Genomic DNA, 21322 nt, shown 5'->3' on the forward strand with positions numbered 1-21322 from the left:
CCATGCGCATCGACATCACCGACGTTCACAGACAGTACGGCGACGTGGCGGCGCTCGACGGGGTCGACCTCACGGTCGAGTCCGGCGACGCGTACGGCCTCGTGGGAACCAACGGCGCCGGCAAGTCCACCCTGTTCGGACTGATCGCGGGCCACGACCGCCCCGACGAGGGAGAGATCAGGGTCGGCGACCGCGACGTGGGAGAGTTGGGGTGGCGCATCCGCGAGGCGATCGGTGTCCTCCCCGAGGACCCCGGCTTCCCCCCGGGCGAGACGGGCCGCGAGACGCTGCGGTTCCACGCCGACGTCCGGGGGATCGGTGCGGACTCCGAGGCCGCCGCCGAGCGGATCGCGGGCGCCGCGGCGACGGTCGGGCTCGCGGACGCGATCGACCGCCCCATCGACGGCTACTCGAAGGGGATGCGGCGCCGGCTGGGGCTCGCGGCCGCGCTGCTCGCGAACCCGTCCGTGCTCCTGCTCGACGAGCCGACCGCCGGGCTCGACCCCAACGGGGTCGCCGCGCTCCGGGACGTGCTCACCCGTGTCCGCGAGGAGACCGGCGTGACGATCCTGATGGCGACCCACGCGCTCCGGGAGGCCGAGCGCGTCTGCGACCGCGTCGGCGTCCTCGACGACGGCCGCTTGGTCGCCGAGGGGACGCCCGACGAGCTGGGCGGAGAGCACGAGGACGGGCTCGAAGGCGCGTTCGTCTCGCTCACCGGAGGTGGTCGCGATGCCTAACGGCGGAACCGATCCGGCCGACCGTGCGGGCGAGGCGCCCGACCCGATCGAGCCGGCCCCGGACGGCGGAGTCGCCCTCGACGGGGCGGCCGCGGCGTCCGGAGCGAGCGGGACGAGCGAGACGGGAGCCTCCGCCGAGGTCACTTCAGACGCCGACGAGACCGCCCACGCGACCGACGCCGACGCGGTCTCGATCGCGCTCCCGCGGCCCGGGATCGTCGCGCGGATCGCGCGGCGCGAGACCCGACTCACGACCCGGCGCGGGTGGACGGTCGGCCTGACCGTCGTCTTCGCGGCGTTCGGGCTCCTGCTGGCGACGTTCAGCGGCTCCGGGGTCGCGCCGACCGGCTACGAGCCGGTGGTCGCGAGCTACGTCGAGCTGGCGACGTTCCTCGTCCCGCTGGCCGCGCTGGCGTTCGGCCACGGCGCGGTCGTCGGGGCGGCCGAGCGGGGACGCCTCGGGGTCGTGCTGACGCTCCCCGTCTCGCGCGCCGAGACCGCGATCGGGGTGTACGTCGGCCGCGCGGCCGTCCTCGGCGCCGCGGTCGTGCTCGGCTTCGGCGTCCCCGGCCTGCTGCTGCTCCGCGAGTTCGGGCTCGCCGGCTGGCCGACGTTCGCGTGGTTCCTGTTCGCGACCCTCGCCCTCGCCGTCGCGCTGCTCGGGATCGGGGTGGCGATCTCCGCGGTCGCGCCCACGTCGACGATGGCGCTCGCGGGCGCGCTCCTCGTGTGGGCGTGGGTCGCCTTGGTCCACGACCTGCTCGCGATGGGCGTGCTCGCCGCGCTCGACGGCGCGGGCGGGTTCGTCGCCGCCGCGGTCGCGGCCAACCCGGTCTCGACCTACCGGCTGCTCGCGCTCGCGCCGACCGAGGCCGGCGGCGCCGGGATCGCGGCCGCGCTCGACGGCGGGCTCTCCGTCGGCGTCCTGCTCGGCGTCCTGCTCGGCTGGGTCGCGCTCGGCGTCGTCGTCGCCGCCGTCGCGATGCGCGCGAAGCGGGTTTAAGAAGGGCCGATCGCGGAGGGCGGGGTCCGCCTTTTCAGTCGTGCCTGTCGTCCGGTGTCGCTGAGTCGCCTGTGCTGAAGACATGTGTCCGATCATCCGGGCGCAGTCACGCTTTCCGAGCGTCACGTACCACGTAGAGACCGATCGTCACCGATAGTGCGAGCAGAAGCGATCCCCGTACCACGTCCATGGTCCAGAAGTTCACGACGGCCAACAGCAGAACGAATCCGGCCAAGAAGCCGAACAGAGAGCGATGTGTGCCCGTCGCTTGGGGATCGCGTTGCATTACGTAGCACGGGACAGGCGGGGTAATGAATCACTAGGTCGATCGCCCACGCTGTCGACGAACAGTTGAACGGTTCGGCGTGCCTGCGCTCGGCGCTTGTTATTTATGTGTTATCGGTTGCTGTCATCAGCGGTTCCGATCACCCCACTCCTCACCGTCCCGAGGCGTCTGACCCCTCCGAGGGATCCGCCGTCGCTCCCGACGCTGACTCCCGCCCTGACTCCGGCCCGGATCGCCGGACCATCTCGACCCCGCCGTGCCGGATCACGGTGCCGACCATGTTGCCGGCGAACAGCAGCGCGCCGCCGACGACGAGCGCGCCGCCGACCGTGTGGACGAGGCCGCTGGTACCGGCGGCGAGGGGCCAGTCGGTTCCGAGCGCCGCGACCGCGGGCGAGAGCGCGGCGGCGAGCACCAGAGCGGTCCCCCCGAGGGTCGCGGCGAAGTCGACCGTCGCGACCCGGGCGTCGTAGAGGTCGTCGATCGCGGGCACGCGCTCCAGTCCGACCCGGTCGGCGTACCGGTCGAGCCAGACGATGAAGGGGACGACGTGGTAGAGGCTCCCGACCACGACGAAGCCGATCAGCGCGCCGAGCAGGACGGGGCCGACCGCGGGGTGCCCGAACCGAACGTCCGGGCCGAGAGGGGCCCGGATCCACGTCGCGAGCGCGGTCGCGCTCCACGCGAGGGCCGCGACGGCGACGACCGCGTACCGCGAGAGCATCGGGGTGGCCGCCCCGGTCGCGTCACGGACCCGGCGGAGGAGAATCGCGCCCGCGACCGCCGCGCCGCCGGCGACGAGGACGCCGCCGACCGCGGCGACGGGCGAGGCCTCGACCAGCCGGCCGGCCCCGAGCGCGAGGACGCCGACCGGGTACGCCGCGGTCTCGACCCGCGTCGCGCGCGTCTCGACCGCGAGCTCGTCCGTCTGCGTGAACATGGGCCCGAGCTGGTAGAGGGCGCCGATCACGGTCGTCACCACGGCGCCGAGGACCGCCAGCGTGACGTGGGCGTCGACGACCGCGGGCCGCGAGAGCCCGGACCCGGCGAGCACGCCCCACCGGTAGTCCGCGGCGAGGGTCCCGCCGAGGACGGCGGCGAGCGCGAGGAAGCCGACCGCTAGCGCGAAGTGCGCCTCGGTGGTGTCGAACGGACGCGCGCGCCACAAGGTTCGGGAGATGTTGTACGCGAACGCGCCGATCCCGAGGACCATGACGCCCGCCATGAGGGCGGCGTCCGCCGGCCGCCCGAGCCAGAGCCCGGCGGCGAGCCCGGTCACCCCGACCGCGACGGCGACGAGCTGGAGCGTCGCCAGCCGCTCGGAGTGGATCTCGACGCCCGACCAGACCGGGACGAACTGCGTCATCGCGCCGAGGATCGTGAGACACACCCAGCCGACGAGCAGCAGGTGCGCGACAGCGATCCCGTCGAGGCCGGGGGCCGTTCCCGCCAGCCCCGCGGCGCGGAGCAGCGCGAGCCCTCCGCCCGCGACGAGGAACGCCAGCGCGACGAGGAAGTGGCGAAGCGGGATCGTGGTCGGCGGGCGCGTCGAGGTCGTGAGGTCGCCGGGAACGCCTCGCATGTGAGCGGGTACGTCCCGCTCGGCCCTGTGGTTGTGTCCGAACGTGTTCGGGGATTGTTGTTCCCCGTCGGGGACGACGGACGACCACTACCCCCGAACACGTTCGGAACAAACTACGCGGGGGTGAGGGCCCGATCGGTACGTATGGAACTGAAAACGACCGCGCTCGAACGGACCGACGCGCCCGCCGACCGACCCGTCGAGACGCTCGACGTCCGGGAGCTCGGGCCGCCGGAGCCGCTCCGGCGGACGCTCGAGCTGCTTGCCGACCTCCCGGACGAGACCGTCCTCGTCCAGCGCAACGACCGCGCGCCGCAGTTCCTCTATCCCAAGCTCGACGACCGCGGCTACGCCCACGAGACCGTCGAGGCCGACGACGCGGTCGTCACGGCGATCTGGGCGGGGGAGGGGGACGGGGTCGGCGGCACAGGAGGGACCGAGGGGGGCGACCGATGAGCTTCCTCGGCGGCTCCGAGCCCCAGTACGATCCGGCCGACGCGTTCGTCCCCGAACACGTCCCTGAGCCCGGCGCCTTCCTCGCGGACCACGACGTGCTCGCCGGGCGCGAGCACGTCGCGCTCCACCGGACGGTCGCGGACGCCTTCGAGGAGTACGGGGTGTACGACGCCACGTTCGGCTACAACCTCGCCCGGCTCAACCGGGACCCGCGGCACACCGACGCCGGCTTCCGGTACGCCGAGGAGGCCGACGATCCGACGACGCTCCGGGCCGAGTTCACGCCGACGACCGCCTTCTGCCCGCAGGCCGAGCCGCTCGCGGTCGGGGCGTTCCGCGCGCTCGACGCGGTCGACACCCACGGGTACGACCTGGTCCGCGTCCGCGTCGACGCCACGCTCGACGGGAGCGACGACGTCAACGAGCGGCTCGCGAAGCTGGAGTCCGGCGAACTCGACCCGAACCCGGCGTCGTCGGTCGGCCCCAAACTCACCGAGCGCGGCGGCTCGGGCTCCGGTTCGTCACCGCCCTTCTGACGCGCCCGCCGTCCGCGTCGCTCCAGCCGAGTTCCCGCCCACCCGGGCGAACATGTTCCCGCTAACGACCATGCGCGGTCCGATCGTACGGTCGGCCGATGACGGAGACAGACACCGTCCTCGACGTGCGCGACCGAGACGACCCGCCGTTCCCGGTCATCAGCGACGCGCTCGACGACCTCGGTCCGAACGAGACCCTACTCCTCGTCAACAGCTTCGAGCCGGAGCCCCTCTACGACGTGCTGGCCGACCGCGGGTTCGACCACGAGACCGAGCGGGTCGACGACGACGAGTGGCGCGTCACGATCGAACGGGAGTAGCGACGAGGAAACGCGAGCGACCGCCGGCTCGGAGCCGGTCGATGTGACCGTGCGCCGTCCCCTTTTATACTCCGGGCCGAACAGTTCGGCCGGTTCCCCTACGATCCGGGAATCCTCGCCGAATGTATTCCCCCTACACTCCTACGTCGAACTGCAATGACCCGACGCACACTCGACCGGCGTACGTTCGTTCAGACGACTGCTGCGGTCGGCGCCACGGTCGCGCTGGCCGGCTGTGGCGGCGGAAGCGGCGGCGACGGTGGCGACGGCTCCGACGGATCGGACGGTTCCGACGGTTCGGACTCTGACGGTTCGGACGGCGGCAGCGGCGGCGAGACCCTCTCCGAGGAGCCGAACTACGACGGGTTCCTCGACGACGTGAGCAACTACGACGGCACCGTCGACATGCGGGACGCGGACGAGGTGACCGTCGAGGTCGGCGCCAACGACGGGCTCACCTTCGGGCCGGCCGCGGTGGCGGTCTCGTCCGGCACGACCGTCGTCTGGGAGTGGACCGGCCAGGGCGGCGACCACAACGTCGCGGCCTCCGACGGCGCGTTCGAGAGCGATACCGTCGGCGAGGAGGGCCACACCTTCGAGCACACCTTCGAGGAGGCCGGCACGTACACCTACGTCTGCACGCCCCACGAAGCGGTCGGCATGAAGGGCGCCGTCTACGTGGAGTAACGCCTCGCACAGCAGCGCCGATCGGATCGAATCCGACTGACCGAACGCCGCCGACGACCCCCGACCCCACCCACTGATCACCCATGCCACAGGCACGCTTGCTTGTCGACCTGCCCGACGGACCGTGGATAGCCGACGTGTCGCGCGATTTCCCGGACGCCGGGTTCCGCGTACTCACCGCGGTGCCGGACGATAGCGCCGGCTTCGCGCTCATCAGACTGACGGCCCGCGACGTCGACGACGTGCTCGCGGCGATGCGCGACCACGACGTGCTCTCGAAGGTGTCGGTGATGGCGCGGGGCGACGGGGTCGCGACCGTCCGGATCGAGACGACCGCGCCGCTACTTCTGGTCGCCGCGAAGCGCTCGGGGCTCCCGATCGAGATGCCGCTCGACATCGAGAACGGGGTGGCCGAGGTCGAGGTCACGGGCGAACACGAGCGCGTCGCGGCGCTCGGCAAGCGGTTCGACGAGATGGGACTGGAGTACGAGGTCGAGCGCGTCCGCCAGCGCGTCGACCCGGTCCGGCTGCTGACGGACCGCCAGCAGGAGCTCCTGCTCGCGGCCGTGGAGCTGGGGTACTACGACGTGCCGCGCCAGTCCACGCTGACCGAGGTCGCCGACCACGTCGGAATCGCGAAGTCGACGTGCAGCGAGACGCTCCAGCGGGTCGAGCGGACAGTGGTGCGGGAGTTCGTCGACGACCTCCCGACCCGACCGCTCGGCGACGACGCGGACGCGGCCGGCGCGGCCAACGAAGGCGCCGACGCCGAGGCCGACGCGGAACCGGCTCCGAGCCGTCCGACGTACCACTCATGAGCGAAACAGACCACCACGACCACGACGAGACCGCCGAACCGATCACCGACGAGGTCCACGACAACTCCTGGTCGGCGAACCTCGAGAAGCCGAAGTACGCGGACGACGCCGAGCTGGCGGTCCGCGACGCGCTGGTCGCCGTCGACCACACGACGGCGGGCAACCACGTCAACCTCGTCACGCACGGCGACTTGGGGCACCCGGAGGAGTTCCTCTACGAGGCGATCGAACGGGAGTACGGATTCGAGCCCGAGTACGTCGAGCAGTGCGGCTGCGGCGGCCACGTCACGCGCGTACAGGTGGCCTGACTCGCGGCCGACGGACCGACTCACGGCCCGCCGCCTGACGGACCGCCGCGGAGAGACGCCTCGGGACCGCCGCCGCTCGCCGCCACGCTTATTCCGACCGCGACAGTGACACCGAGCAGTGACGTCTCCCCCGTCTCCGACCCTTCCGCTTGCCGACGGGGAGATTTCGATCGGCTCGTTCGCGGACCCGGTCGTCGTCGATCCCGATCCGGCGCTCTTGGCGGCGCTCCTCCGGGCCTACCGGGACGCCGCGCCGGCGGCGATCGACCCCGACCTCGACGCGCTGCGGAGCGGAGCGGAGGCCGGGGGGGACCCCCTCGCGCCGGTCACCGATCTCCCGGCGCTCACGGTGTTCGCGAGCGGTCGGGCGGTCGACGCGATCGCCGACCGGTTCCGGCCGGCCACCAGGCTGGCGGCGCTCGTCGAAGCGGGCGTCTGGGACCTGCGGACCCTCGGGGAGCCCCAGCCGAACGCGGTCCTCGCGGGGCGGTCCGACGGCTGCGTGCTCGTCGCGGCAGCGGGCGACGGAGGCGATGGCGGCGCAGACGCGACGCCGGCCGGCCCCGGACCGTGGTGCCGGATCGGCGACGATCCGACGCTCCGCGGCCGCTACGACGCACCCCTCGCGGACGCGGAGGGGGTGAGGATTCGGACGCCGAGCCGTCACCGGCTGTACGGCGCCCTTCGAGACCGGTGCGGGGACGGGGTCGCGGACGAGGCCGTCCGACTGCTCGACGCCGAGCGCGAGGTGGACGCGGCCCGGGGCGATTCGGCTGCCAGCGGCGGGGACGAGTCTGATCCCCTCGACCGCGGCGGGGCGCGGGTCCGGACGTACGCCGCCGGCGCGCGGCGCGGCGCGCTCGACCGCGACCTGCGGCGCGCCTGCGAGGACGCGGGGCTCGGGAGCTCGGCGACGTTCACGCGGATAAAACGCGATCTCGTCGAGGCCGGTCTCCTCGGGACGGAGCCGGTCTCGCAGCCCGTGGGGCGCCCACGGAAGCGGCTCGTCGCGCGCGGCGCGCTGGCGAACGCGTCGTCGCCGGCGGCGGCGCTCGAAGCGCTTCGCGAAAACGGGTTATAAGGGACCGCCGGGAGCGGCGTCGCTCAGTCGTCCTTCGTCTTGATGTCCGCGGAGAGCCCCTGCGCCATCTCGATCTCCTTCGAGTTGTTCAGGGTCCACGCGGTGCGGTCGGTGACCGCTTCGATCGCCTCACGGGCCGAGGGGTAGCCGTTCCCGGACTTCTTGACGCCGCCGAAGGGGAGCTGGACCTCGGCACCGATACAGGGGAGGTTGCCGTACGCCAGCCCGAGCTCGGCGTGGTCGCGGTAGTAGTTGATCTGTCGGTAGTCCTCGGAGACGATCGCGCCGGCGAGCCCGTACTCGGTGTCGTTCTGGATCTCGACCGCGCGCTCGATGTCGCCGTCGTACTCCAAGAGCGCGACGTGCGGCCCGAACACCTCCTCGTGGGTACACCGGAGGTCGGCGTCGGGGTCGGCCTCGTAGACGAACGGGCCGATCCAGTGGCCGTCCTCGTGGCCGTCGGGGATCTCGTCGGCGTCGAGCTCGGTCCGGTCGACGAGGACGTTCACGTCCTCCTCGCGGGCGAGCTGGTTGTACTCGGAGACCTTCTCGAAGTGTTCGCCCTCGATGAGCGGGCCCATGAACGTGTCCTCCTGAAGGGGGTCGCCGACCGCGACGTCCGCCGCGACCTCGACGAACCGCTCTTTGAACTCGTCGTACACGTCGGTGTGGACGATCAGGCGCTCGGAGGAGACGCAGCGCTGGCCGGTCGTCTTAAACGAGGACATCACGGCCGAGTGGACCGCGACGTCGAGGTCCGCCTCCTCGGTGACGACGATCGCGTTCTTGCCGCCCATCTCGCAGGCGACGCGCTTGCCGGGGACGCCGCCGAGCTTGTCCTGGATGTGGTGGCCCACCTCGGCGGAGCCGGTGAAGAGGACGGTCTCGACGTCGTCGTGCTCGACGATCGCGTTGCCGGCGTCGCCGAACCCCTGGACCATGTTGAACACGCCGTCGGGGATCCCGGCGTCGTCGAACATCTCCGCGATGATCTGCGCGCACCACGGGGTCTGCTCGGCGGGCTTGAACACGACGGTGTTGCCCTCGACCAGCGCGATGGCCATGTGCCAGTACGGGATCGCGACGGGGAAGTTCCACGGCGTGATACAGCCGGTGACGCCGCGCGGCTTCCGGCGCATGTACGCGTCCTTCGCGGGGATCTCCGAGGGGACGATGTCGCCCTTCGGGTGGCGGGCGTCGCCCGCGGCCCACTCGACCATGTGGGCGGCCTCGACCACGTCGGCTTTCCCCTCCGAGATCTCCTTGCCGCACTCCTTCGTGACGACTTCGCCGAGCTCGTCGGTCCGCTCGCGCAGCTCGTGGTACACGTCCCAGAGGTACTCCGCGCGCTGGATCCGGGAGAGCTCGCGCCATTCCTCGAACGCCTCGTCGGCGGCGTCGACCGCCGCCTCGACGTCGTCCGGCGTCCCGCGCTCGAACGTTCCGAGCGTCTCGCCGGTCGCAGGGTTCTCGCTCTCGAAGGTCTCCGAGCCCGTGCCCGAGACCCACTCGCCGTCGATGTAGTGCTGATACGGGTCCGACATGGGCGGAGCTTTCCGCCGCCACGCCCAAATATCCCACCCGACCATGGTCGGCAGAGTCTTTGTGATGCGGTGCCAATGACGGGGTAACGATGGCTATCACCGACCCGAGCGGGGGCGAGGAGTGGTCCGGGACCCGACTCACGCTCGACCTGTGGCATCCGAACTGCTGGGCGATCGAGGCGACGGGCCGGACCGACGGCGGCGTCCTCGCCCACGCGATCTACAACTCGCCGCGGACCGACGCGGACGCGCCCAACTCGGTGAACGGGCTGTTCACCGCCTTCGCGGACACGAACGAGGAGGTCGAGGAGCTGCTGGACGCAATCCGGGAATCGGATCGCGCCGGGGAACTCCTCGAATTACAGGAGCGGTTCGGGCGGGCGCGAGACGCCCCCGGCAACGTCGTCCGAGAGTTCTTCCTGGAGTACGACCCCGCGGACATGATGTGTCCGACGCTCTTAGAGCACGGCTTCGTTCACAGCGCGCCGGTCCGGATCGAGGACGGCCGCGAGGAGTGGCAGGTGTGTTTCGTCGGCGAGCGCACCGAGATCCGGGAGTCGCTCGACGCGGTCCAGGAGGAGGCGGGCGCGGAGGTGACCGTGCAGTCGATGTCGTCGTCCGGGCAGCCGGGGCGGTCGCCCCGCGGCCAGCGGCTCGACACGCTGACGACGACCCAGCGCGAGGTGTACGAGCACGCCCGCGAGGCCGGGTACTACGAGTGGCCCCGGGAGACCTCTACCCGAGAGCTCGCGGACGACCTCGACGTGTCGAAGACGACGCTGCTCGAACACCTCCGGAAGGCGGAGTCGAAGCTGTTGGACCCGTGAACCTCGATCGCTGATCACCGGTCGTTGATCACCGATCGCTGATCGCCGCTCCCTGGATCCCGGCCCGTTGATCGCGCCGGATATGCTTGTCGAAGTGGAGACAGAAGGATGTACGTTAGCTTTCGGCGGCCGTGGCTGCGGTGTCGGACTGTTCGTACTTGGTCTCGAACTCCTGAATGAGCTGTCCCATCTTCGCGTACCAGTCGTTGAGCAGACGCTGCATGTCGTCGGCGATCTTAGAGGGATCGGTCGGCGAGTAGACGTGGTAGTAGCCACCCTGGTCGTAGTTGATCTGGTCTTTCTCGATGAAACCGGTCTGTAGGAGCCGCTGCACGGCGCGGTAGGCGGTCGAGCGTTCGCGGTCGACCGCGTCGGCGATCTCGTCGACGGTCAGGGGATCTTCGGCTTCGACGAGCGCCCGGAAACACTCCTTGTCGAGCTCTTTGAGGCCGTGGAAGCACTCCAGCAGCCCCTCGCACTCCATGTCCCGGCGGAGCTGTTCGGACATCGAATCTGGCATTGTTATCGGTAGTACGTAGGTATCCGGCTATTAAAAGACTTTTGTACAGATTGCACAATTTCGCGATGGATTACGGCGGGCGAGACGGCAACACCGCGCGAGTAACCCGGCGGTGCCCTGAACACGTCTCCGGGTCGACGGACAGAGCCTCTCGGGGTCGACGGACAGAGCCTCTCGGGGTCGACGGACAGCTGCCATCGACGGGAACCGGATCGACGTTAAAACGGATTAGTCTGCAGCCGTGGTCGCCCGGCGACGCGTCTCACGGAGCGAAGCGATCGTCGTGTAGAGGATCGCGAAGGCGACGACGACTGCCGCGCCGATGACGAGCACCAGCCCGAGCAGTTCGAGCGTCGGGTTGCCGAGGTAGGACCCGACCTCACCGATGCCCACCGCGACGGCACCGATCAACAGCATTCCGCCGAAGTAGATCTTGATGCCGTCAGCGTCGACGACGGCGGTCGCAGCGGACCCGATCCGCGCACCGAGTGCGCTCCCGAACAGCAGGGGGGCGACAATACCGAGGTTCACGCCGCCGCCCTGTCCGTAGAGGTAGCTCCCGAGGCCACCGGAGAAGACGATCTCGAAGAGGTCAGTACCGACGGCGACGGGCACCGGGACGCCGATCGCGTAGATCATCGCCGGCATCCGGATGAAGCCGCCACCGACGCCGAGGAAGCCCGACAGGAGGCCGGTCGCGAAGGCGACGGCCGTGATGACCCAAGCGGAGACACGGACGTCGCCGCGAAGCGTCACCATCGGCGGAATCCGAACGGTCCGCTGGATCCGCTTCGCGATGTCGGGAATCTCGTACTCGCTGAGGTCTTGGTCGGCCGCTTCGTGGTCGACGCTGCCACCGCCGTCGCCCTTCAGGGCGTCGCGGGTGACCATCGCGCCGACGCCGCCGAGGAGGACGACGTAGGCGACGCTGATGATGCCACCGGCGAGCCCCAGCGACTCGAGGTAGTAGACGCTGGCGCGGCCGGCCTCGATACCGATAGTCGTCCCGGTGATCATGATGACGCCGAGCTTGTAGTCGACCTGCCCGAGGTCGTGGTGTTTCAGGGTCGCGATGACGGCGGTCCCGAAGACGAACGCCATCCCGCTGCCGACCGCGACGGGCGCCGGATAGTCCAGCATCAGCAAAGCCGGAGTGACGAGGAACGACCCGCCCATGCCGAAGAATCCGAACAGGACCCCGACGACGAGGCCGAACCCGACGAACAGCGCCAACATCTCCGGGCTCGTCCCCAGAATTCCGAGCCCGTCGAGTAGACTACTGAGCACTCGCTTCACCTCCGACGAGGATCCTCATCAGATAGGGACCGAAGAGCCGTTCGAGACCACCGTAGCCCACGTACAGCACGATCGCTTCCAGTAGGATCGTACCGATGAGCACGGCCGTCTCCGGGTCCCACGTGGGAACCTCTAGTCCCGGCATCGATTCTCCCCCCGACGTTCGAAATTGGTAATTCGCTGTTGGCACATTTCTGCTCAACCCTCTCTACCTGTCTTGTGCCTATAACGGTTTTGGGTTTACCATACAATACTATATTCCGGTAACCTCGGTCGGAGTACCGATAACTTTCAGGGAACGTATGGCGTTCATCGACGCCGAAACGGATCGGAGTACGTCCTGAGAGCGGACGGCCACGCCAGATCCCCACAACTGTGTTATCCGTGCTCAGCGAAGGTGTCGATATGAGGGCCCTGTGTGCGACCGACCTATCGGCTGCCAGTGAGGCCGCAATCGAGAACGAGACCTGTCTCGAGTGTCTGGGCCGTATCGGCGTCGACACGATTCATCTCGTGACAGTCGTACCGGCGAACGTCCACTCCGGAATGCCCGGCGTGAATTTCGAGGAGCGACGCCGACAGGGACTAGACCAGTATCAAACGGTGATCGAGGCGGCCGGGTTCGACGTCGAGACACACGTCGTCCGCGGAACTCCGTATCGACGAATCAACGGCATCGCCGAGACCGTCCACGCGGATCTGTCTGTCGTCGGGTCACGCGGGCAGAGTCCGCTGGAGAACCGCATTATCGGTTCGACCGCACGCAACCTCGCACGGACGACCGTCGTGCCGTTAGTGGTCAATCGCGTCGAGCGGGGGACGGACGACCCCGATGTCCTCCGGGAACATCTCTTTCGGCGGATTCTCTTCGCGACGGACTTTTCGGAGAACGCCGATCGAGCGTTCGATGCCTTCTCATACCTCCGTCACGCGACCGAAGAGGTAACGCTCGTTCACGTCCGATCGCCGAAAGACGAGGGTGTTGACGCCGACGTTGGGCCACGAGAGCGGCTGGCCGAGCACGCGAGCACGCTCGAAAAGTGGGGTATCGACACGCAGCTCGAGGTTCGGCACGGCGATCCCGCCGACGAAATCCTCGCCGTCGAAGCGGAAGTAACGCCGTCAACGGTTCTCGTCGGGTCGAAGGGCCGGAGCCGCATTCGCCGACTCCTGTTGGGTAGCGTCTCCGAGGAGATCGTCGCACAGGCGACGGGAAACGTCTTCCTCGTTCCGCCGCCCCGAGCGGTCTGAGCGATCAGTCTTCCGTAGCGACCGCTTTGGATCCCGGCGTCGCAGGCGCAGGCGGCTCGTGGGTCCCGAACTCCGGATGCGTTTCTTCCATCCAGAGGTACACGACCGCGGCGGAGACGAACATCAGGCCTGCGGTCACGTAGAATGCGGCTTCTGCGTTCAGGAACTCCATTGACAGCCCGATCACGATGGCACCGACACCGTATCCGGCGTCACGCCACATCCGATAGACGCCCATCCCCGCCGAGCGCCAGGTCGGGTGCGCGGCGTCGCCCGGCACGGTCATGAGGTTCGGATACAACAGCGCCATCCCGAGCCCAGAGACCGCGGCCAGCGCAGTCCACGCGAGATACCCCTCGACGAGCACCATCCCGAGGACGCCCGCACCGGCGAGGAACATCCCCCAGACCACGGGCGGGCGGCGTCCGATACGGTCGGCGAGACCGCCGGTCGCGATCTGAGCGAAGTACATCGCGCTGTGGATCCCGACGACGAGGCCGACGGCGTCGATGGGGAGCCCTCGGCTTGTCAGGTACAGCGGGACGGCGATCCAGAACAGCGTGTCCACGAAATTCTCGATGTGCCCGGCCTGAGCCGCGGCGAACAGCGTTCTGTCGCCGTAGGTCGCCCGCTTCAGAACCTCGTTGAACGGGAGGTTCGCGTCGTGGTGGTCGTCGTCGCCCTCGGCCTGGGCGTACTGGACGGTCTCCTTGATGAGGAAGATCGAGATCAGGAACGCCAGCACGACGACGACCGCGAGGAAGTAGAACGGCTCCGGACGGAGGCCCGTCTGGGCCGCGGTGACGCCGGTAATCCACGCCCCGGCGGCGACGCCCGTGTAGCCGAACGCCTCGTCGATGCCGACCGCGAGCCCGCGCTGATCCGGGCCGGCGAGGTCGATCTTCGCGTTGATGGCCATGCTCCAGGTCAGCGCCTGATTGATGCCGAGTAGGATGTTCCCGGCGGTGATCCAGCCCCAGTTGGGCGCAAAGATGAGGATCACCGGGAGCGGCAGTGCCGTTACCCACCCGAGGATGAGCACCGGCTTCCGGCCGTACGCTTCGCCCCACTTCCCGGCGTAGAGGTTGAGCAGGGCCTTCACGAATCCGAAGGAGACGACGAACGAGCCGATGACCAGGAACGACTCGACGCCGAGCACGTCCTCGCCCAGCACCGGCACGACGGCGCGTTCGGACCCGATTGTCAGTCCGGTCGCGAACACCAAGAGGACGTGCAGCGAGAACTGTCCGAGGTGTTCGCGGATTCCCTGCTTCAGTTCTGGTGTCGTAGTCATGGATGTTCGACTTGATTGACTTAGTGTTCAGTTACAGGAAGACGGCTCCAGCAGCGTATGCGAGAGCGAACGAGAGGACGAACGAACCGGCCCACGCTCCGAGTGTCATGCCGATTTTCCGGGCGTCGACGGCGCCCCACCCGCCGACGGCCGCGCCACTTCCGATGATCGCACTGACGACGATTTCGTTGAACGAGACTGGCACGCCCAGCAGGACGGCAAGCTGTGCGATCAGAAACGACGGGACGAGCGCGGAGATAGCGCGCCGCGGCCCGAGCGACGAGTAGTCCTGTGCGAGCGACTTGATCATCCTGGGAGCGCCCGTCCACGAACCCACAAGCATCCCCAAGCCACCGCCGACCAGCACCACGACCGTCGACACCATCTCGATCTCCCCGAGAAGCGGAATCAGGGGCCCGACCGCGAGTCCGACCTGGCTGCCGCCCGCGGAGAACGCGACAAGCGAGCCGAGGGTGAGCAGCACGCGCTGGAGACCCCCGCGTTGGTCGCGGCCGACGTCCCACCAGACCACGGCGGCGACTGCCCCGGCCGCACCGACGGTAACGAGCACAGCCGACGCGAGCCCGTCGACAGCCAGGGCTCGCTGTCCGGCTTCTCTGACGGTCCCCGCCGATTTCGTCTCACCGAGGAACCCGAACTCGACGTTCACGAGGACCGCCGTGACGAGGCCGACGAGGACGGGGATACTGTACCGTTCAGGGACATCAGGCCGCGGGAGGACGCTCGCGCTGGCGTAGGCGATCCCACCACCCACGAACGGCGTCAGCACCCAGACGGCCGCGATCTGCTGATACTTCGCCCAGACCGGCGTCCCGCCGAGAGCGAGGCCGACGCCGATGACGGCGCCGGTCACGGTGAACGCGGTCGCGATCGGGTACCCGGTGACGATGCCGACCGCCATCAGGCCAGCCCCCAGCACTAACACGAGGATAACGCCAGCCACGGGCATGCTCATCCCGCCCACCAGACCGCTCCCGACGGCCTCCGAGACGTTCCCGCCCTGTGTAACGGCGCCGACGAACCCGAAGATGCCGACGAGGAAGGCGGCTCGCATCGTCCCGATCGCGTTGGCGCCGACAGCGGGTGCAAACGGAGTGGCACCGCTCGATCCGGCACCGATGACCCACGCCATAAACAGGCTGGCGAGCGCTGCACCGACGAAGAGGGCGACGAGAGCGGGATCCATTGAAAGGGGGAGACGTTAGTCTGCGCCCGCTGGGGCGGTGTCACGGGCCTGACTGCGACTACGCCAGTAGCCCTGCGCGTACGCGCCGAGGAACATCCCGGCGAGCGCCCAGAGGATGGTGACGTTGCCGACGCCGAGGCTCGCGTACGCCGCGCCCGGACAGATGCCCGAGAGCCCCCAGCCGACGCCGAAGACGGCGCCGCCGACGAGGACGTTCCGGTCGAAGGGCTTCAGGCGGCGTTCGTAGGGGTTGCCGGTGAGCGGCGCGGCGTCTCGGATCCGGGGGAGCAGCGCGAACGCGATCCCGGAGACGATGGCGGCGCCGAACATCACGAACGGCAGGCCGAGGTCGTCGAACTGGAGGAAGTTCAGCACCACTTCCGGGCGCGCCATGTGGCTGAACCCGAGCCCGAACCCGAAGATCAGGCCGCCGACGAAGATCAGCGGCTTGAACAACGGATGCCTGTCCGCCATTACGGGCTCACCCCCAGTGCGGCGACGACCTGTGCCGTCCCGATCGCCACCGTCAGGAACGTCAGCACGCCGACGAGCGACGTCTTCGACGCCGAGCCGACGCCGCAGACGCCGTGGCCGGACGTACAGCCCTTGCCGACGCGGGTCCCGATGCCGACGAGAATGCCGCCGAGGAACAGCCGCCACGGCTGGACGTCGGTCGTCCAGAGCGTGACGCCGGCGACCTCGTACAGCTGGCCGGTCGTTCCGGGTTCGTACAGGGAGCTCGTGACCACTCCGGACTGGAACGTCGCGGCGAAGGCCAGTCCGCCGAGGATGATGCCGGCCGTGAACACGAGCCGCCAGTCCCGCGAAGCGACGTACCGCTGGAACCGCGACTGGCCGGACACGTACGACAGCGTCGACTCGAGGAACGTGCTCGCTCCGGCGGGGATGCCCGTTCCGAGGTAGATGACGACGGTCCCGAGGCCGACGAGCAGGCCGCCGACGGCGTATCGGCCGATCCCGTTGGGGAACAGCTCGGCGGCCGCCTGGAGCAGTGCTGGGTCAGCAACCATCGGCGTCGTCAGTCACCCGCGAGCGACTCCTGGCTCGCCGCGCAGTTGTTGGGGCCGAGTTCGAGCGTGAACGCTTCCTCGTCGTCGACGGCGTTCTGGCCGAGGTTCGTCGCGATGATGTCCTCGTAGTTGGCCGGCCGCGGCGGCATGTCCGAGAGGATCAGGTCGACGAACTCCTGTTCGTCCATCGTGAGCGCGTCCATCTCCGCGACGAGCTCGCCGATGGGGGCCGTGTAGGTCCCGTCCGCGGCTGGCTCGGCGGCGTCGCTGAAGTGCGCACCCCCGATCAGCGTGTCGTCGGGCAGCGTCAGCACGCGCTCCTGCAGCGACTCGTAGAGCATGCGGGCCGCGTCCGGTGCGCCGTCGTCGCCCTCCTCGAGGTCGGGGCGAGCGACGCTCTCGATGAACAGCCCGTCGCCGGTCGCGAGCAGGCTTCCGTCGACGAGGTAGGAGGTCATCCCGGTCGTGTGACCGGGCGTGTAGACGGCCTCGATGGTGGCGTCGCCGACCTGGAAGATGTCGCCGTCCGCGGCCGTGGTCAGCTCGTCCGCGTACGTGACGCCGCGGTCGACGGCGGCCTCGGGAATGACGCCCTCGACGCCTTCCGCGTCGAGATCGCGAACCCCGGAGATGTGGTCGGCGTGGACGTGGGTGTCCAGGGCGTACCGGAGGTCGACGCCGAGGTCGTCGGCGTCCTCTAAGTAGCGGTCGGTGAACGCCCGCAGCGGGTCGATGATCGCGGCTTCGCCGTCGTCGTAGAGGAGGTAGCCGAGACAGCCCGAGGACGGGCGCTGGTACTGGAGGAGCGTTCCCGCGCCGTCGTAGTCGGTGACTTCGACGGTCTCGTAGATGCTCGCCCAGCCGTTCATGCCGTCCTCGAGGTGATCGACGTCGTACCCGCGTTCCGCGAGCGTGCCCGCGACGTACTCGCTGGCGCCGCCCTTCGCGCACAGGACGGTCACCTCGCGGTCGTCGGGGATCCGATCGAGGACATCCTCGTCGATGTCGTCCTCGAGGAACTCGAAGTACGGGACGTTGATCGACGTGACGTTCTCGCCGTCGATGCGCCACTCCTCGTAATCGGATTGCATGCGCGCGTCGAGGAGGGTAATGTCCTCGCCGGCGTCGATGCGGTCCTTCAGCGTTTCCGGCTCGACCGACGCGACTTCGACGTCAGGAGTCGGGAAGTCATCAGCGTTCATCTTGTGCAATCGTTTCTACCGGCCGGATGTACAAAAGGATTCTCATAGTATTCCCTAAATCAAACAATACTACTCGGAGTCTACAACACCACGAATCCCTAATCACCGCGCATATGCGTTGTTAGAGCTAATTTACAGCGTCTCTGGCCGGATTAGTAGTTTGTAGTAAGCACAAGAATCGACAATCTTTTAGTCGGGAGGGGGGTATTGTGCGATAGCTCCAATACAGACGAACGGAGCAGATACCCAATGAGTGCAGAATACGACATCGCGGAGACGCTTGACGTGAAGGGTGCATCGTGTCCCATGCCTGTGGTGAAGACGAAAGGCGCAATCGACGACCTCGCCCCCGGTGAGATCCTCGAAGTGCTGGCGACGGACGCCGGCAGCATGAGCGACATCGACGGCTGGGCGGCCGGCACTGAGGGCGTCGAGCTCGTCGCCCAGGAGGAAGGCGACGACGTGTACAAACACTACGTGCGCAAGACGGAGTAAGGATGAGCACGGATACGCCCGACGCGCCGACCGACGACCCGCCCTCGCGTGCGGAGCTGGCCGCACGCGTCGACGAACTCGAGGAGGCGCTCGCCGAAGCCACGGCCGACGACGGGGACAAGAAGATGAGCATCATCGCGACGAAGGGCACGCTGGACATGGCGTACCCCCCGCTCATTCTCGCCAGCACCGCGGCCGCGTTCGGCTACGACGTGACCGTCTTCCACACGTTCTGGGGGCTGGAAATCCTTCACGAGGAGCGCTCGAAGAACCTCAAGCTCAGCTCCGTCGGCAACCCCAACATGCCCGTGCCGAACGCCGTCGCGGCGCTCCCGGGAATGGACCGCGTGACGACGAAGATGATGGAGAAGAAGATCGCGGACAACGACACCGCCACCATCGAGGAGCTCATCGAGACGAGCCTCGAGATGGGCGTCGAGTTCCAGGCCTGCCAGATGACCATCGACCTGATGGGCTACGACGAAGACGAGTTCTACGACGGCGTCACCACAGGCGTCGGCGCCGCCACCGCCCTTCAGGACATGGCCGACGCCGACATCCAGCTCCTCGTCTAACCCTCGATGACGCGTTCGAGGGTCCGATCCCCCGAAACCGACGACGCAACCGAACCAACGCTCCCTCCCTCGAAGGGATTCGGTTACGAATCCGACTCCCTCGTGGCACGCTCGCGCCCGATAGCGCCCGCGAGCGTCAGCAAGTAGCCGAGCCCGTACCGGACGTCCGGGTCCCGTACCCCGCGAAGTAAGCCGACGGCCCCGACCTGCTCCGGCGGTTCACGCTCCGCCTCACCGACACTCTCCAGCAGCGTCTCCATGCCGTCACGGGTGTCGTCGTCCGCCGCCGTCTGCGCCACCTCGCCGAGCGCGGCGCCGGTTCCGGCGAGCGATCTGACCATCTCGTCGTCGAGCGCCGCCGTCGCCAGCGACCCGACCTCCGCGAGTTCGGCCAGTTCGTCGAGCGTCCCGCTCCGCTGGAGCGCGAGCAACGTGTCGAGCGCCTCGCGCAGGTCGTCGCCGCTCTCTCCGACCGCCTCGGCCAGCGCCACGGTTTCGTCGGTCGCCAGTCCGTCGGCGGACTCGGCGAGCGTCGATCCCGTGGCCGAGAGCTCGCGGACCATCTCGTCGTCGAGCGCGCTCTCGCCCAGCGAGATCACGTCCAGCAGCTCGTTGACGGCGTCGAGGTGTTCCACAAACTCGGCGACCGCCTCGGGGTTCCGTTCGATCGCCGCCTCCAACTCGGAGTGCTCGGGACCCTGCCGCTCGGCCATGGTCAGAGCAGCCCCCGCGCAGTCAGCCAGTAGGCCTCGTTGTACGCCAGTTTCGACCAGTGGAGTTTCTCCGAGGGCGGCGCCGGCGACGGCGGGTTCTCGTAGTCGAACTCGACGAACGACGCCGCGTCCATCCCCGTCTCGATGAAGCACAGCGTCTTCCCGTCGTAGGTCGCCGTCGCCGGGCGGCCGCGGATCTCGCTGGCGAGGCGCCGCCCGACGACGCCGGCCTGGTAGTGCGCGACGCTGCCCGCGTTCGGGACGCCGGTGTCGGCGGTGTCACCGAGCGCGTACACGTTCTCGGCGGCCTCGGCTTCGAGCGTGTGCTTGTCGACGTCGACCCAGCCGTCGTCGCCGAGGCCAGCCTCTTCGATCAGCTCGACGCCGGTGTGAGGCGGGATCGTCACGAGGAGGTCGTAGTCGAGCTCGGTTTCTTCCATCGACGTGACGGTCTCCGCCTCCGGGTCGACCGACTCGGCGTTGAAGAACGTCTCCACGTGGATGTCTCGTTTCTCCATGATAGGCCGAGCCCACTCGGCGATGTGTGGGTTGCCGTGGACGCGCTGGATCGGGTACGTGTAGGTGATGTCGACGTCCTCCCGCAGCCCCCGCTCGCGGAGCCAGTCGTCAGCCATGAAGACGAACTCCAAGGGGGCGGCCGGACACATGTGTGGCGTTCCGACGACGCTCAACACGAGGTCGCCCTCGGTGAACGCCAGCAGTTCGTCGCGCAGGTCGGTGGCCCCCGACTCGCTGTAGTAGTCGTGGCCGCCCTCCGCGAGGCCGGGGATCCGGTCGGGCTCCAGCGTCGACCCAGTCGCCAACACGAGGTGATCGTAGCTGACTGGCGGAGCACCCCCGTCGAACCGGAGCCGCTGGGCCTCGGTGTCGATCTCGGTCACGCGGTCGATCCGGAGGTCGACGGCGTCGTCGACGAGCTCGTCGAGCGCGCGCCGACCGTCCGCCGGTTCGCGCTGGCCGAACGGCACGTACAGCCAGACCGGCTTGTAGACGTGGTCGGGGTCGTCGTTGATCAGCGTGACGCGGACCTCGCCGGCGTCGAGTTCGGGTTCGAGCCGGTCGGCGAGGTCGTTCGCGAGCACCGATCCGCCGGTCCCGCCGCCCACGATGACGACGTGCTCGGTCATGCTTTCTCCACGTAGAACGCGTCGTGGTCGTCGAGCTTTTCGACCGCGAGTAGTTCGTTTCCGGCCTCCTCGGCCCACTCGGGAACGTCGGTGAGCGACTGGTCGTTGTCGCTCAGCAGTCGGATCACGTCGCCCGACTCGGCGTCCCGAATCCTTCCGATGAGGTCCATCAGCGGACCGGGACAGGCCGCGCCTCTGGCGTCGACCGTGTCGTCTGGCTCGATGTCAGTCATGGCTCTCTCACAGGCGGCAGTTGGAACCGCCCCATATTAGTATTGTGCTTGATTTCCAAGACCATGAAAAACTAAGCGGACAGGCAACCGAGAGTCGCTCTCAGAGCCGCAAAGCTGGGATTCACGGGTGAGTCAAAGCGGAGAATCCGAGATCGATGTTACGTACTGA

General features: G+C 68.6%; 27 protein-coding genes. 13 read left to right on the forward strand and 14 right to left on the reverse strand.

Translation table 11 applies throughout. From position 1 onward, the window contains the following. Positions 1-2 precede the first annotated feature (2 nt). Both CK500_RS04480 and CK500_RS04485 read left to right on the forward strand, forming a co-directional pair. Entirely contained in the window at positions 3-740 is a 738-nt protein-coding gene (locus tag CK500_RS04480; RefSeq protein ID WP_095636050.1) for an ABC transporter ATP-binding protein, read from the forward strand. Next, a complete protein-coding gene (locus CK500_RS04485; RefSeq protein ID WP_095636051.1) occupies positions 733-1743 on the forward strand; it encodes an ABC transporter permease in 1011 nt (336 codons plus the stop codon). Before CK500_RS04480 ends, CK500_RS04485 begins: the two co-directional genes overlap by 8 nt. Before the next feature lie 106 nt (positions 1744-1849). On the opposite strand, the gene CK500_RS04490 is transcribed toward CK500_RS04485, so the two are convergent. Then, entirely contained in the window at positions 1850-2029 is a 180-nt protein-coding gene (locus CK500_RS04490) for a hypothetical protein (protein WP_095636052.1), read from the reverse strand. Between the two features lie 151 nt (positions 2030-2180). Continuing rightward, a complete protein-coding gene (locus CK500_RS04495) occupies positions 2181-3611 on the reverse strand; it encodes a heme-copper oxidase family protein (protein WP_095636053.1) in 1431 nt (476 codons plus the stop codon). 144 nt (positions 3612-3755) lie between these two features. Here CK500_RS04495 and CK500_RS04500 point away from each other — a divergent pair, with 144 nt between their 5' ends. From CK500_RS04500 to CK500_RS04530, 7 genes are all read left to right on the forward strand, one after another. Continuing rightward, on the forward strand, positions 3756-4067 hold the full coding sequence (locus CK500_RS04500; protein WP_095636054.1) for a DUF2249 domain-containing protein: 312 nt from the start codon (positions 3756-3758) through the stop codon (positions 4065-4067). Next, complete coding sequence (locus CK500_RS04505) at positions 4064-4603, forward strand: hypothetical protein (RefSeq protein WP_095636055.1); 540 nt, start codon at positions 4064-4066, stop codon at positions 4601-4603. Before CK500_RS04500 ends, CK500_RS04505 begins: the two co-directional genes overlap by 4 nt. Before the next feature lie 98 nt (positions 4604-4701). Beyond that, on the forward strand, positions 4702-4923 hold the full coding sequence (locus CK500_RS04510; protein ID WP_095636056.1) for a DUF2249 domain-containing protein: 222 nt from the start codon (positions 4702-4704) through the stop codon (positions 4921-4923). A 156-nt stretch (positions 4924-5079) separates the two neighbouring features. Next, positions 5080-5610: a halocyanin domain-containing protein gene (locus tag CK500_RS04515; RefSeq protein WP_095636057.1), complete on the forward strand. Its 531-nt coding sequence runs from the start codon at positions 5080-5082 to the stop codon at positions 5608-5610. A gap of 83 nt (positions 5611-5693) precedes the next feature. Beyond that, positions 5694-6428 carry a helix-turn-helix domain-containing protein gene (locus CK500_RS04520; protein WP_095636058.1) on the forward strand — a complete coding sequence of 245 codons (735 nt, stop codon included), beginning with the start codon at positions 5694-5696 and terminating at the stop codon, positions 6426-6428. Then, positions 6425-6736, forward strand: coding sequence for a CGCGG family putative rSAM-modified RiPP protein (locus tag CK500_RS04525; RefSeq protein ID WP_095636059.1), 312 nt, complete (start codon positions 6425-6427; stop codon positions 6734-6736). Before CK500_RS04520 ends, CK500_RS04525 begins: the two co-directional genes overlap by 4 nt. A 118-nt stretch (positions 6737-6854) precedes the next feature. Continuing rightward, positions 6855-7817 carry a transcriptional regulator TbsP domain-containing protein gene (locus CK500_RS04530; RefSeq protein WP_095636060.1) on the forward strand — a complete coding sequence of 321 codons (963 nt, stop codon included), beginning with the start codon at positions 6855-6857 and terminating at the stop codon, positions 7815-7817. A gap of 23 nt (positions 7818-7840) precedes the next feature. Here the strand turns inward: CK500_RS04530 and CK500_RS04535 are convergent, their stop codons facing one another. Next, positions 7841-9361, reverse strand: a complete 1521-nt coding sequence (locus CK500_RS04535; RefSeq protein ID WP_095636061.1) for an aldehyde dehydrogenase family protein — start codon at positions 9359-9361, stop codon at positions 7841-7843. An 89-nt stretch (positions 9362-9450) separates the two neighbouring features. Here CK500_RS04535 and CK500_RS04540 point away from each other — a divergent pair, with 89 nt between their 5' ends. Next, the gene (locus CK500_RS04540) at positions 9451-10188 is read left to right on the forward strand and encodes a helix-turn-helix domain-containing protein (RefSeq protein ID WP_095636062.1); all 738 of its coding nucleotides are present in this window, start codon (positions 9451-9453) and stop codon (positions 10186-10188) included. A gap of 115 nt (positions 10189-10303) precedes the next feature. On the opposite strand, the gene CK500_RS04545 is transcribed toward CK500_RS04540, so the two are convergent. From CK500_RS04545 to CK500_RS17320, 3 genes are all read right to left on the reverse strand, one after another. After that, positions 10304-10708, reverse strand: a complete 405-nt coding sequence (locus CK500_RS04545) for a helix-turn-helix domain-containing protein (RefSeq protein WP_095636063.1) — start codon at positions 10706-10708, stop codon at positions 10304-10306. A 228-nt stretch (positions 10709-10936) separates the two neighbouring features. After that, a complete protein-coding gene (locus tag CK500_RS04550) occupies positions 10937-11995 on the reverse strand; it encodes a sulfite exporter TauE/SafE family protein (RefSeq protein WP_095636064.1) in 1059 nt (352 codons plus the stop codon). Continuing rightward, a complete protein-coding gene (locus tag CK500_RS17320) occupies positions 11985-12149 on the reverse strand; it encodes a DUF7512 family protein (RefSeq protein WP_198951493.1) in 165 nt (54 codons plus the stop codon). The genes CK500_RS04550 and CK500_RS17320 overlap by 11 nt, the downstream gene beginning before the upstream one ends. 260 nt (positions 12150-12409) lie before the next feature. Between CK500_RS17320 and CK500_RS04555 the strand changes: the two genes are divergently transcribed. Next, on the forward strand, positions 12410-13255 hold the full coding sequence (locus CK500_RS04555) for a universal stress protein (protein ID WP_095636065.1): 846 nt from the start codon (positions 12410-12412) through the stop codon (positions 13253-13255). A 4-nt stretch (positions 13256-13259) separates the two neighbouring features. On the opposite strand, the gene CK500_RS04560 is transcribed toward CK500_RS04555, so the two are convergent. Genes CK500_RS04560 through CK500_RS04580 form a run of 5 tightly spaced genes read right to left on the reverse strand, consistent with a single transcriptional unit; the run spans position 13260 to position 17989 of the window. After that, positions 13260-14549, reverse strand: a complete 1290-nt coding sequence (locus CK500_RS04560) for an MFS transporter (protein WP_095636066.1) — start codon at positions 14547-14549, stop codon at positions 13260-13262. Between the two features lie 31 nt (positions 14550-14580). Then, positions 14581-15756, reverse strand: coding sequence for an inorganic phosphate transporter (locus tag CK500_RS04565; protein WP_095636067.1), 1176 nt, complete (start codon positions 15754-15756; stop codon positions 14581-14583). A gap of 15 nt (positions 15757-15771) precedes the next feature. After that, positions 15772-16230 carry a YeeE/YedE family protein gene (locus CK500_RS04570; protein WP_095636068.1) on the reverse strand — a complete coding sequence of 153 codons (459 nt, stop codon included), beginning with the start codon at positions 16228-16230 and terminating at the stop codon, positions 15772-15774. Then, entirely contained in the window at positions 16230-16787 is a 558-nt protein-coding gene (locus tag CK500_RS04575) for a YeeE/YedE family protein (RefSeq protein ID WP_095636069.1), read from the reverse strand. Before CK500_RS04575 ends, CK500_RS04570 begins: the two co-directional genes overlap by 1 nt. An 8-nt stretch (positions 16788-16795) precedes the next feature. Continuing rightward, a complete protein-coding gene (locus CK500_RS04580) occupies positions 16796-17989 on the reverse strand; it encodes an MBL fold metallo-hydrolase (protein WP_095636070.1) in 1194 nt (397 codons plus the stop codon). Between the two features lie 249 nt (positions 17990-18238). Here CK500_RS04580 and CK500_RS04585 point away from each other — a divergent pair, with 249 nt between their 5' ends. Both CK500_RS04585 and CK500_RS04590 read left to right on the forward strand, forming a co-directional pair. After that, positions 18239-18484: a sulfurtransferase TusA family protein gene (locus CK500_RS04585; protein ID WP_095636071.1), complete on the forward strand. Its 246-nt coding sequence runs from the start codon at positions 18239-18241 to the stop codon at positions 18482-18484. A 2-nt stretch (positions 18485-18486) separates the two neighbouring features. Beyond that, positions 18487-19059: a DsrE/DsrF/DrsH-like family protein gene (locus CK500_RS04590; RefSeq protein ID WP_095636072.1), complete on the forward strand. Its 573-nt coding sequence runs from the start codon at positions 18487-18489 to the stop codon at positions 19057-19059. An 83-nt stretch (positions 19060-19142) separates the two neighbouring features. On the opposite strand, the gene CK500_RS04595 is transcribed toward CK500_RS04590, so the two are convergent. Genes CK500_RS04595 through CK500_RS04605 form a run of 3 tightly spaced genes read right to left on the reverse strand, consistent with a single transcriptional unit; the run spans position 19143 to position 21153 of the window. Then, positions 19143-19772, reverse strand: a complete 630-nt coding sequence (locus tag CK500_RS04595) for a DUF1641 domain-containing protein (protein ID WP_095636073.1) — start codon at positions 19770-19772, stop codon at positions 19143-19145. 2 nt (positions 19773-19774) lie between these two features. Then, entirely contained in the window at positions 19775-20920 is a 1146-nt protein-coding gene (locus CK500_RS04600) for an NAD(P)/FAD-dependent oxidoreductase (protein WP_095636074.1), read from the reverse strand. Further along, positions 20917-21153, reverse strand: a complete 237-nt coding sequence (locus tag CK500_RS04605; RefSeq protein ID WP_095636075.1) for a sulfurtransferase TusA family protein — start codon at positions 21151-21153, stop codon at positions 20917-20919. The genes CK500_RS04600 and CK500_RS04605 overlap by 4 nt, the downstream gene beginning before the upstream one ends. Between the last annotated feature and the right edge of the window lie 169 nt (positions 21154-21322).

Origin of the sequence: Halorubrum salipaludis (genome assembly GCF_002286985.1) — an archaeon.
Taxonomy (GTDB): domain Archaea; phylum Halobacteriota; class Halobacteria; order Halobacteriales; family Haloferacaceae; genus Halorubrum; species Halorubrum salipaludis.

Coding starts and splice junctions, on each gene's coding strand:
- CK500_RS04480 (WP_095636050.1), top strand. CDS start 3: ATGCGCATCGACATCACCGACGTTCACAGACAGTACGGCGACGTGGCG.
- CK500_RS04485 (WP_095636051.1), top strand. CDS start 733: ATGCCTAACGGCGGAACCGATCCGGCCGACCGTGCGGGCGAGGCGCCC.
- CK500_RS04490 (WP_095636052.1), bottom strand. CDS start 2,029: ATGCAACGCGATCCCCAAGCGACGGGCACACATCGCTCTCTGTTCGGC.
- CK500_RS04495 (WP_095636053.1), bottom strand. CDS start 3,611: ATGCGAGGCGTTCCCGGCGACCTCACGACCTCGACGCGCCCGCCGACC.
- CK500_RS04500 (WP_095636054.1), top strand. CDS start 3,756: ATGGAACTGAAAACGACCGCGCTCGAACGGACCGACGCGCCCGCCGAC.
- CK500_RS04505 (WP_095636055.1), top strand. CDS start 4,064: ATGAGCTTCCTCGGCGGCTCCGAGCCCCAGTACGATCCGGCCGACGCG.
- CK500_RS04510 (WP_095636056.1), top strand. CDS start 4,702: ATGACGGAGACAGACACCGTCCTCGACGTGCGCGACCGAGACGACCCG.
- CK500_RS04515 (WP_095636057.1), top strand. CDS start 5,080: ATGACCCGACGCACACTCGACCGGCGTACGTTCGTTCAGACGACTGCT.
- CK500_RS04520 (WP_095636058.1), top strand. CDS start 5,694: ATGCCACAGGCACGCTTGCTTGTCGACCTGCCCGACGGACCGTGGATA.
- CK500_RS04525 (WP_095636059.1), top strand. CDS start 6,425: ATGAGCGAAACAGACCACCACGACCACGACGAGACCGCCGAACCGATC.
- CK500_RS04535 (WP_095636061.1), bottom strand. CDS start 9,361: ATGTCGGACCCGTATCAGCACTACATCGACGGCGAGTGGGTCTCGGGC.
- CK500_RS04540 (WP_095636062.1), top strand. CDS start 9,451: ATGGCTATCACCGACCCGAGCGGGGGCGAGGAGTGGTCCGGGACCCGA.
- CK500_RS04545 (WP_095636063.1), bottom strand. CDS start 10,708: ATGCCAGATTCGATGTCCGAACAGCTCCGCCGGGACATGGAGTGCGAG.
- CK500_RS17320 (WP_198951493.1), bottom strand. CDS start 12,149: ATGCCGGGACTAGAGGTTCCCACGTGGGACCCGGAGACGGCCGTGCTC.
- CK500_RS04555 (WP_095636065.1), top strand. CDS start 12,410: ATGAGGGCCCTGTGTGCGACCGACCTATCGGCTGCCAGTGAGGCCGCA.
- CK500_RS04560 (WP_095636066.1), bottom strand. CDS start 14,549: ATGACTACGACACCAGAACTGAAGCAGGGAATCCGCGAACACCTCGGA.
- CK500_RS04565 (WP_095636067.1), bottom strand. CDS start 15,756: ATGGATCCCGCTCTCGTCGCCCTCTTCGTCGGTGCAGCGCTCGCCAGC.
- CK500_RS04570 (WP_095636068.1), bottom strand. CDS start 16,230: ATGGCGGACAGGCATCCGTTGTTCAAGCCGCTGATCTTCGTCGGCGGC.
- CK500_RS04575 (WP_095636069.1), bottom strand. CDS start 16,787: ATGGTTGCTGACCCAGCACTGCTCCAGGCGGCCGCCGAGCTGTTCCCC.
- CK500_RS04580 (WP_095636070.1), bottom strand. CDS start 17,989: ATGAACGCTGATGACTTCCCGACTCCTGACGTCGAAGTCGCGTCGGTC.
- CK500_RS04585 (WP_095636071.1), top strand. CDS start 18,239: ATGAGTGCAGAATACGACATCGCGGAGACGCTTGACGTGAAGGGTGCA.
- CK500_RS04590 (WP_095636072.1), top strand. CDS start 18,487: ATGAGCACGGATACGCCCGACGCGCCGACCGACGACCCGCCCTCGCGT.
- CK500_RS04595 (WP_095636073.1), bottom strand. CDS start 19,772: ATGGCCGAGCGGCAGGGTCCCGAGCACTCCGAGTTGGAGGCGGCGATC.
- CK500_RS04600 (WP_095636074.1), bottom strand. CDS start 20,920: ATGACCGAGCACGTCGTCATCGTGGGCGGCGGGACCGGCGGATCGGTG.
- CK500_RS04605 (WP_095636075.1), bottom strand. CDS start 21,153: ATGACTGACATCGAGCCAGACGACACGGTCGACGCCAGAGGCGCGGCC.